The 9451-nt window shown below is 25.3% G+C and carries 10 protein-coding genes and 1 tRNA gene; all 11 read left to right on the forward strand.

Going from position 1 to position 9451, the window contains the following annotated elements:
- Positions 1–706 precede the first annotated feature (706 nt).
- The 11 genes from HR065_RS01705 (at position 707) to HR065_RS01755 (ending at position 9333) form a co-directional block, all read left to right on the forward strand.
- A complete protein-coding gene (locus tag HR065_RS01705; RefSeq protein WP_178734187.1) occupies positions 707–1198 on the forward strand; it encodes a Panacea domain-containing protein in 492 nt (163 codons plus the stop codon).
- A gap of 10 nt (positions 1199–1208) precedes the next feature.
- Positions 1209–1700: a hypothetical protein gene (locus HR065_RS01710; protein WP_178734188.1), complete on the forward strand. Its 492-nt coding sequence runs from the start codon at positions 1209–1211 to the stop codon at positions 1698–1700.
- 1473 nt (positions 1701–3173) lie between these two features.
- The gene (gene infC, locus HR065_RS01715) at positions 3174–3722 is read left to right on the forward strand and encodes a translation initiation factor IF-3 (protein WP_026072006.1); all 549 of its coding nucleotides are present in this window, start codon (positions 3174–3176) and stop codon (positions 3720–3722) included.
- A 35-nt stretch (positions 3723–3757) separates the two neighbouring features.
- A complete protein-coding gene (gene rpmI / locus HR065_RS01720; RefSeq protein WP_178734189.1) occupies positions 3758–3946 on the forward strand; it encodes a 50S ribosomal protein L35 in 189 nt (62 codons plus the stop codon).
- A 38-nt stretch (positions 3947–3984) separates the two neighbouring features.
- Positions 3985–4734, forward strand: a complete 750-nt coding sequence (gene rplT / locus HR065_RS01725; protein ID WP_178734190.1) for a 50S ribosomal protein L20 — start codon at positions 3985–3987, stop codon at positions 4732–4734.
- A gap of 38 nt (positions 4735–4772) precedes the next feature.
- Complete coding sequence (locus tag HR065_RS01730; RefSeq protein WP_178734191.1) at positions 4773–5414, forward strand: hypothetical protein; 642 nt, start codon at positions 4773–4775, stop codon at positions 5412–5414.
- 17 nt (positions 5415–5431) lie between these two features.
- Positions 5432–6493, forward strand: a complete 1062-nt coding sequence (locus tag HR065_RS01735; RefSeq protein ID WP_178734192.1) for a M42 family metallopeptidase — start codon at positions 5432–5434, stop codon at positions 6491–6493.
- A gap of 103 nt (positions 6494–6596) precedes the next feature.
- Entirely contained in the window at positions 6597–6743 is a 147-nt protein-coding gene (rpmH, locus tag HR065_RS01740; protein ID WP_178734193.1) for a 50S ribosomal protein L34, read from the forward strand.
- Positions 6744–6819: 76 nt separating this feature from the next.
- On the forward strand, positions 6820–7155 hold the full coding sequence (gene rnpA / locus HR065_RS01745) for a ribonuclease P protein component (protein ID WP_178734194.1): 336 nt from the start codon (positions 6820–6822) through the stop codon (positions 7153–7155).
- Positions 7156–7184: 29 nt separating this feature from the next.
- Positions 7185–8828 carry a YidC/Oxa1 family membrane protein insertase gene (locus tag HR065_RS01750; RefSeq protein ID WP_178734195.1) on the forward strand — a complete coding sequence of 548 codons (1644 nt, stop codon included), beginning with the start codon at positions 7185–7187 and terminating at the stop codon, positions 8826–8828.
- Between the two features lie 421 nt (positions 8829–9249).
- Positions 9250–9333, forward strand: a tRNA-Tyr gene (locus HR065_RS01755).
- Positions 9334–9451: the final 118 nt, after the last annotated feature.

The raw sequence follows: 9451 nt of genomic DNA on the forward strand, positions 1-9451 counted from the left end.
TTTTTTTTAAAAAAACGGTATTAGTATAAGTGAAAGGATTATTAGTTTTATTTTTTATTATTTTTTTATTAAAAATTCGAGTCCAAACAACCGGCCCCAGTAAGGTTCATTAAAGATTAATTAAAGAATCATTACGGATGCATTAGGGTTTCATTAAAGAAATATAAAGGAAATATAAAACCAATATAAAAAAATAAACCATTAAAAAACCCTTTAAAAACCCTTTTTAATTAAATACTTGATAATTATATCAACTTTTTAATTTAAGAGCTTAATTTATATAAAAAACAGTATAAAAAGAGGGTGTTTAATCCTTTATTTAATAACTTGAAAAGGTTTATCCAAGAGAAACAACTATTAAGAGAGAGCAAACATATTAAACATTTAAAAGAATATAAAAAAAGAACCCTTTTAAGGGTTCTTTTTATGTTTTAAAGCCTCTTTTTAAGCTTTTAAAGACTCTTTGAAGGGTTTCTTTTTAAAAAAGCCTTCTTTTTCATTATCTTTATTATAACAGATAAAAACAAATTAAACCCTTTTTTAATTAAAATTAATAAAAAGGGTTGACAAATGGGCTTTATAACGTTATAATAATGTTATTCATTATCATTGTTTTAGGAAATATTAAAAAAATATCAACCTTTAAAGATCTTAAAATCATAAAAAAGAAGATTTTTAAGAAAGGTTAAAAAAGGAAAAGCGAACTATGTGCGACAATAAAAAAAATAAAATTGATATTCTTGATGTTGCGAATTATTTAATCCAGAATCAAAATAAAAATGATTACACTAAAATGAAACTGCAAAAAATGTCTTTTTTGATTTATGTTAAATATTTAGTAGACACAAAAGAAAAATTATTTAAAAATATTTGGGAAGCTTGGCCTTACGGTCCTGTTTCTATTGATTTATATTTAGCTTCTCAAACTTATCAACGTGCTATCAAACCAAGAACTACTTTAATGCCTATCAAGAGAAACAAAAAATATGATGACACCATTTTCACAAACAAACAAAAAGAAGTGATGGATTATGTTATTGAGAATTACGGTCTCAAAAAAGCTTGGGAATTAGTGGAGATAACTCATAAAAATCATGGTCCATGGTCTGATTCATACGTTCACAATGATTTAACTAAAAACAAAATTTCTGATGAAAAAATAATTAAATTTTATTCTGTCGCTCCTAATATAGTTTAGGTTTTTTAAAATGAAATTTAAATTCAAAAACGTCTTCTTATTTTTGCATCAAGATAAATGTTTAAAAATTGACGAAAAAAAGATGATAGATAAATTAAAAAATAAATTGCATGATAAAAGTTTTGAAGAAATGATAGAAATGGCAAAAGACAAGGAAGGCAAACCAAAATTCAAATTTCATAAGTACGGAAACAAAAAACCCTATAAAAAGGGCGAACATAAATATTTTGATCTGACAACTTTAAGTAAAGAAATTGATACCGTTGATATTGGAGATTTACCAACTTTACCTTATATATTAGAAGTGGATGATTGTCAAAGGGTTGTTGGTTATTTTAACAACAATAAAACCGTCTTTGTTATTTTATTTTTCGATCCTTTTCATCAAATTTATCCTTTTAAATCTATGGGTTCTTTGGGCGAAAAATGCATTAGTCAAATTCTTGAATTTTATAAACTACACCCTTTTCCATCAGAAGCACAAATCGAAAACCACAAATAAAAATTTTATCACTCTCTTAACGAGGGTTTTTTTATTAAATTAGCCAAAAGAAAGTTTCACTTTAAAAAGCTGATTTAAGAGCCCCAAAGCCAATTAACAACCCTCAAAAACCGCTTTTTTTACCTATTTTTTATTAAAGATGATAATAGTTATTACTTTTTAATTTACTACGTTAATTTATATAAAAAACAGTATAAAAAGAGGGTGTTTATAGTCTATTTTAAGGAATCGGGCAGCGCGGCGGGGACTGGGCGCGGCGGACCTCTCTCATTTTAAAAATCTTTTAATTTTAAAAATTAGTTTTAATTTTGATCTTTTTTAAAATATTAAAAATATATGTTATCTCTTTTTTTAAAAAGTCTAGTCTAAAATGGATTTAGCAATTTTTTTAAAATAGATAAATAAAATAATAAATATTTAACATTTTTTTAAAAAATCTAATCTAATCTAAAATATAATATTCCTGTTTTTAAAAAGTAGTTGTAATCTTTAAAAATTTTTTTTATTTTTTTATTAAACGATTTTTAGGTCTTTTTTGATTTTTTTAAAAAAATATTAAAAAAACACTTGACAAATGTTATTTTTTTTGTTAAGCTAGATAGCAGCAAGCGAGGAAATCCATTCTTAAAAAACTAGATTAGATTAGATTTAAAAAAATATCTTAAATATTCCTTTTTTTTTTTTTTATTTTTTTTAAATATTCTATATAAAGAATACTATTATATATTTTTTTTTAAAAATTTTTTAAAAATTTTCGAAAATAAAGGAAAATAGGGCTTTTCTAGAAAGTTATATAAAAAAGCGCCGAAAAATCGGCTGAAAAAGGTTTTTCAAAAAGAAAATGCATTTTTTTTAAAAAAATGTTAAAAAAGTGTTGACATTTTGTTTTTTTGTTTTATAATGGAATTAATTAATAAATATTTTAGTTTTTTTGAACATACCAATATTCAATTCTTTAAAGGTATACGTTTTTTAATTCACTGCGATACGCAGTAGTAAAAAAAAGCGATACCGTTTAAAAATTGAATTAAATATGTGAAATAAAGGCTAAATTGTTTATTAAAAATGTAAACAGTTTGGCTTTTTTTGTTTAATTAGTTGCTAAATTTTTTATTTTTAATTAATCAAAAAATTATTTTTTTAAAATGGTTTTTTTGCTTTATTACTTATTGCACAAATAAAAAGGCATTTTTATTGTATAATTTATTTGTATTAAAAAAAATGAAATAAAAAAATGTGAAAATGAAGAGATTCTCTCCTCTACCTGAAAAATTATGATAATTTTTAGGTGAAAAGCACAATAAATTTAAATAATAGTTGTCTTTTAAAACAACTAAATAAAATTTATTTTTATTATGGTTTTATCCGGAGAGTACTTTATAATAAGTACTTTTTTTGTTTTAATTTAGTTTTTTTATAAAAATAAAATATTTTGAAAAAAAATATTATTTCTAAAAAAGGAGTTTATTCGATATTAAATACAAGAAAAATAAAAAAGATAATTTAAAAGTTGATGTTTTATTCAATGAAAATATACCTTATGGAGAACATTTAGTTATTGACGAAAAAGGTGATAAACTGGGTGTTTTTGAAAAATCAAAAATACTGGATTTAGCCGATTCTAAAGATATAGATGTTGTCTTAATTAATGGTAATTCAAATCCTAAAGTTGTTCGTTTGATGGATTATTCTCAATTTTATTATGATCAACAAAAAAAATTAAAGAAAATTCAAAAAAAACAAAATATAACGGTTTTGAAAAAACTGCGTATTAGCCCTAATATTCAAGCTAATGATCTAGAATATAAAGTTAAAAAAGTTCGTGATTTTTTAGTTAAAGGCGACAAAGTTAAAATAACTATGTTTTTCCCTGGAAGAATGATAGTTCACTCAGAATTAGGTAAAAAAGTTTTTCAACAAATTATATCTGATTTAAAAGATGTATCTAAAATTGATTTATTTCCGAAATTAGAAGGTCGTCAAATGTCGGCTCTTTTAGTTCCCTTAATTTCTAAAAAATAAAATAACTAAAATTTATTCAATATAAGAAGGTAATTATGATAAAGAAAAAAACTCATAAAGGTTTGAAAAAACGCATCAAAATAACAGGTACAGGCAAATTTTTAAGAGGACATGCTTATAAAAATCATTTAGCAGGTTCTAAAACAACTAAACAAAATAGACAATTAAGAGGAATCGTACAAGTTGATCCTTCTGATGTAAAAAGAATTAAACATCTTATTTAATATAATCTCAACGTTAAACTAAGAAAGAAGGAAAACAGATGGTTAAAATAAATTTTGTTAACGCAAGACATAAACGTCGTAAAAAAGTATTAAAATTAGCGAAGGGTTATTTCGGTTCTAAAAGCACCCTTTATAAAACAGCTAACGAACAAGTGATGCGCTCACTTCAGTACGCTTACAGAGACAGAAGACAGAAAAAACGTAATTTTAGAAAATTATGGATTACTAGAATTAATGCTGGTTGTGTTAATAACAACATTAGTTATTCACGATTTATTCATGGTCTTTTATTAGCTCAAGTAGAAGTTAATCGTAAAATATTAGCTGATATGGCTTATCAAGAACCTGATATGTTTGCTAGTTATGTTGAATTAGCTAAAGAACATTTATCCAAAAAAGAACTTATTTTAGCACAACAAAAAGCTGAATTAACAAAACAAAAAGAACAAGAAGAAAAAGCTCAGTTAGAAAAAACTAATAAATTAAAACAAGTTAAAAAAGCAGAAGCTGAATTAGCACAACAAAAAGAACAAGAAGAAAAAGATCAGTTAGAATTGAATCAAAATCAAACAGTTGAATCAACTGTTGAATTAACTGAAGAAGCGCCAGAAGAAATTAAAGTCGTACAAGAAGAAATAAAAGTTAAAACAAATGAAGAAATAGACTTAAACAAAATGCTTGTCGCAGATTTAAAAAAATTAGCTAAAAAATATAATATAGAAAACTTTTCTAAAATGAAAAAAGCAGATTTGATTGAATCTCTTGAAAAATTTATTAATAAAAATTAACTTTATAACATATAAGAAAAAAGGTGTTTTATAAAAATATGGAAAACAAACAAACAAATCCAAAACTTAAAATAGTTTCAGTTTTAATTAAAGCGATTTTTTCTTTATTCGCTTCTTTCTCTTTGTTTTATCCTGAAAAAATTAAATACAATGATTGGTTATTGAGCAATATTTTGTTAGCTATTTCTATTATTTTATTCGCTTATTATTTTGCTTTCACTAATTTTAAAAAAAATAAAGGTTTTATTAAATTTTTATTCTTTATGGAAAGTACAGTTTTAAGTTTGATTTCCGTTGGTTTATCTGTAAAACCTTTAATTAAAAATGAATATTTGAATAAGATGTTAGAATTAACTAATATCATCGCTTATATCTTTATAGTTCATTTTTTAATTCAAATTTATGTGTATTATACCAAAAAAGAACAAACTAAAAATAATTTTGCCTTTTTTTCCTATTTGATGCTTTTTGGTTTAAGTTCTTATTTATTAGGAGCGCAAAAAGATGAATTACAAGGTTATATTTTAAAATCATTATCCCTTGTTTTATTTATTTTTTATTTATTTTATTTATTTATTTTTATCAAAGATGTACGCAAGCAAATCAAAAACAATAAACAAACTAAAACAAATTCACAAAATAATGTAAAACCATCTAACGAAAAAACTAACAATCAATAAGTTAAAGGAGAATTATCGTGTCTGATTTATTACAAAAAATGAAAGATTTAACCATGTTGAATGGTATTTCTGGTCAAGAAAAAGCAGTTAACCAATACATTAAAAAGAATGTAGAAGGTCAAGTTGATAAAATTGAATACGATAATTTAGGCAGTTTATTAGCTTATAAAGGTGATAAAGGACCTAAAATAGTTCTTGCTGGACATGTTGATGAAGTTGGTTTGATGGTTAGCGAAATCACTAAAGAAGGTTTTGTTAAATTTCAAACTATCGGTGGTTGGGTTTCTAAAGTGATGTTAGCCCAAACATGGCAAATAAACACTAAAAAAGGTGTTTTATTCGCTGTTACAGGCGCTAAACCTCCTCATTCTTTAGCTCCATCCGAAAGGTACAAAACACCTGAAATGAGCAGCTTATTCTTAGATTTAGGTGTGCAAAATAAAGAAGAAGCTGAAGAATTAGGCGTAAGAGTGGGCGATATGGTCACTCCTTACACAGAATTTAGAACTTTAGGTAATTCTAATTTTTTATTAGCCAAAGCGATTGACAATCGTGCCGGCGCTTTAGTGGTGATGGAGGTGTTGAAAACTTTAAAAAACAATCCTAACCAATGTGTGGGCGCTTTTACAGTACAAGAAGAAGTTGGTTTAAGAGGCGCCAAAACTAGCACTAATAAAGTTAAACCTCAAATAGCTATCGCTGTTGATACAGGAGTATCAGATGATGTTCCAGGCGATAAAAACGTTTCTAAAAAAGTTTTAGGACAAGGTCCTCAATTATCTTTTTTCGATCAAGGTTTGATCGCTCATAGAGGATTAAGAGAATATATTATGAAAATAGCTCAAGAAAATAAGATACCTTTTCAAGAACCACTTCCATCCGGAGGAACAACTGATGCCGCTTCTATGCATACCCAAAACGAAGGTGCAGCGTCTGTTGTTATTTCTATTCCGACTAGATATATTCATTCTCACGCTTCTATCGTTCACAAAGAAGATATCGAAAACACAATCAAACTTTTAGTTTTATTGGTGCAAAAATTAGATGATAAAAAAGTAGAAGAAATTTTATTCAATTGATAAAATTTTACCATTTAAGGTCACTATTAAAGAAAGTGATCTTAAATTTTTAATTTTTTTTCAACAGTAACTAACAAAAAAATAAAGAAGGTTTGGAATTTTTATGAAAAGAACATATCAACCAAGTAAAATTAAAAGAAGAAGAACACACGGCTTTAGAGCGAGAATTGCCACTGTTGGCGGTCGTCGTGTTTTATCAGCAAGAAGAAGAAAAGGACGTGCAAAATTAACTGTTTCATCAGCTAATTAAGAACAATTTAGATAAATTTATGATTTATTTTTTAAAATAAATTTAAGATAAAAAAAGGATAATATAAATTTTTATCATGAAAAGAAAATTTATTTTAAGAAAAACTACTGAAATCGATTTGATTTTTAAACTTAATAAAAATAAAAATATCAGAAATGGTTTTTTTACGTTATATTATGCTAAAAACGACCATTTTAAACATTTTAAATTTGCTTTAAGCATTGGTAAAAAATACGGCAAATCGCACGAAAGAAATTTAATTAAAAGACGTTTAAGAATGATTATTTATCAAAATATGAATATGATCAATCCTCATACGTCTTTCGTTCTTGTTATCAAGCCAAAAGCGAAAGAACTTGATTTTGACGGATTATCTAAATATTTCTTAATTTTAATCAAAAAAATTTCTTAAGTGTTTCTAAATAAGGATATTTTAATAATATGAGTAAAAAAAAATTACCGTTTAAACAAATACAAAAATTTTTAACCTTTCTTTCAATAACTATTTTATTATTTATTTTTGTTAAATGGGCTTTCCCTTCTAAGAAAAGTATAGAAGAGTTAAAAGATTCTGATATAAAGATTGTTTTTAATGTTAATGTAAACGATGAAGACAAAGTGAAAACATTAAAACAAATGCAAGAACAATTAGAAGATCTAAAATTTTTTAAATTTGACGATTTTTCAGATTCTGTCAATGTTTTTCAAATGGGATTTCGAAAGAATAAAGATATCGTTGTTAAACAATGGAATAAAGATGATTTTACCCCTTCTGAAAAAATTGAAAATAGTGCAGACATAATAAAAGCTTTTAAAGACAAATTAAAAGATAAAATCAATGATATATTAGATAAAGATAAAAAAGATTATTTTTTCTCTTTTAATGAAAAAATTGATGATAAAAAAAACCCTCCAGCAAACGTGGTTAAACAATTTTTCACCATCAAAAGAGGGACTAATTTTGAATACGCTTTAGGTCAAAAATATTACGACCAAGCTAACAAACAAAAATTGCGCGTTTATAAGATAGAAAAAAAAGATTCTGAGGAACAAGTTAAAGTTGTAGATGTTAAGAGTTTTGAAATTTTCAAAGATAAAGATGCGACAAAAGAAATCGCTCCTGATGAATATAACGAAAGAATCAGAGAGAAAAAAAATGATGATAACACCTTCAATTCTTTTGTTTTAAAAGAGACAGGAACGGAAAATAAAGATTTAAACTTAAAATTATTTGTAGATGATATCGGCGATTCTCCTATTCAATGGCCTTCTAAATTAAGATGGACTGGTATTTTAGGATGGGGTTATATTTGGAACGTTTTAATCATTTTCATTGGTTCTTCTTTAAACTTTTTCTCCAACGTCTTTTCCGGTCAAGAAGATGGTGTTTTTTTCGGCAATTTAGGTTTAGGAATCATTTTAACTACTATTTTGATCAGAACTTTATCGTGGCCGATCTATACTAAAACTAGTTCCTTTTCTTTGAATATGAGTTTAGCTCAACCAGAAATAGATAAAATCAGAGCTAAATACGTTTTAAGAAAAGATAAAGCATCTATGCAGCAAATGCAAATGGAAATAATGAAAGTATATAAAAAATACAATTTTAATATTTTCGGTATTTTTATAACTTTTTTACAAATGCCTATTTTCATCGCTATGTTAAGATCTTTAAATCGTTTCCGTGTTTATGGCGGAATGTTTACCCCTCGTACTGAAAAACCTTTTTTAGGTTTTATTCATTTAAATCCTGGAGAAGCTGATATTTTTGTTAAATTAGGTTTATCTCTTTTTGTTGGTATAAGTATGTTTTTCTTAAACAAATTAAGTTTAAAAAAACCATCTTATTTAAAGCAAAATACTAAAATTTTAACTTTAGAACAACAAACACAAAAAAAAGCTCAAGAAAAAAGCATGAAAGTTTTCAGTTATATGATGATTGGCTTAATGACTTTTGCTTCTTTCAAAGATGTAACTTTATCTTTATATTGGGTTGTAGGGAATTTATTCACTATAGTTCAAACAATTATTAATCATAAATTAATGGAAAATAAATATATTTTATTAAAACAACAAGGATTATAAAATATTTTTATTTTCTTTTTTTTGCATTTTTTTCTTTTGGTTTTTAGCAGATCTCGGTAATTCAATTTCTTCATAGAAAGTGCGATAAGCGATCGTCAAAAGAACATTCAATAAACCACTTTAATTGATAGTCTTTTTTTGATCAAAAAAGGCTTTTTCTCAATAAAGTTGACCAAAAGTATTACTTTAGAAAAAAATATGTTTTAAAGAGTCTTTGTGAAAGAGAAAAGATCCTATAATAGGCATTTTCCTCTTGGAAAAGAAATGATCGCCAAAGTTGTTTTACCATCAATAAAAAAAATTATATTTTTTATAAAAAATATGTAATTTTTTTTATTTAATATGTTAAAATCAAATAGTAAGTTTTTCAAATAAATTTTTATTTGATGTATTTTGAAATTTTCAAAAGAAACTTTTCTTTGGAGGGGTAGCGAAGTGGTTAAACGCAGCAGTCTGTAAAACTGTTCCGTGAGGTACGTTGGTTCGAATCCATCCCCCTTCACCATTCTTAATTTTTTTAAATAAAATGTAAAAAAAGATTGAAATAATTGATTTTACATGTTATAATTAATTTGTTAGTTTTGTGAATTGCTTTTTTCCAATCACATTCATTAATAAATAAA

The sequence above is a fragment of the Candidatus Phytoplasma pruni genome (genome assembly GCF_013391955.1).
Taxonomy (GTDB): domain Bacteria; phylum Bacillota_I; class Bacilli_A; order Acholeplasmatales; family Acholeplasmataceae; genus Phytoplasma.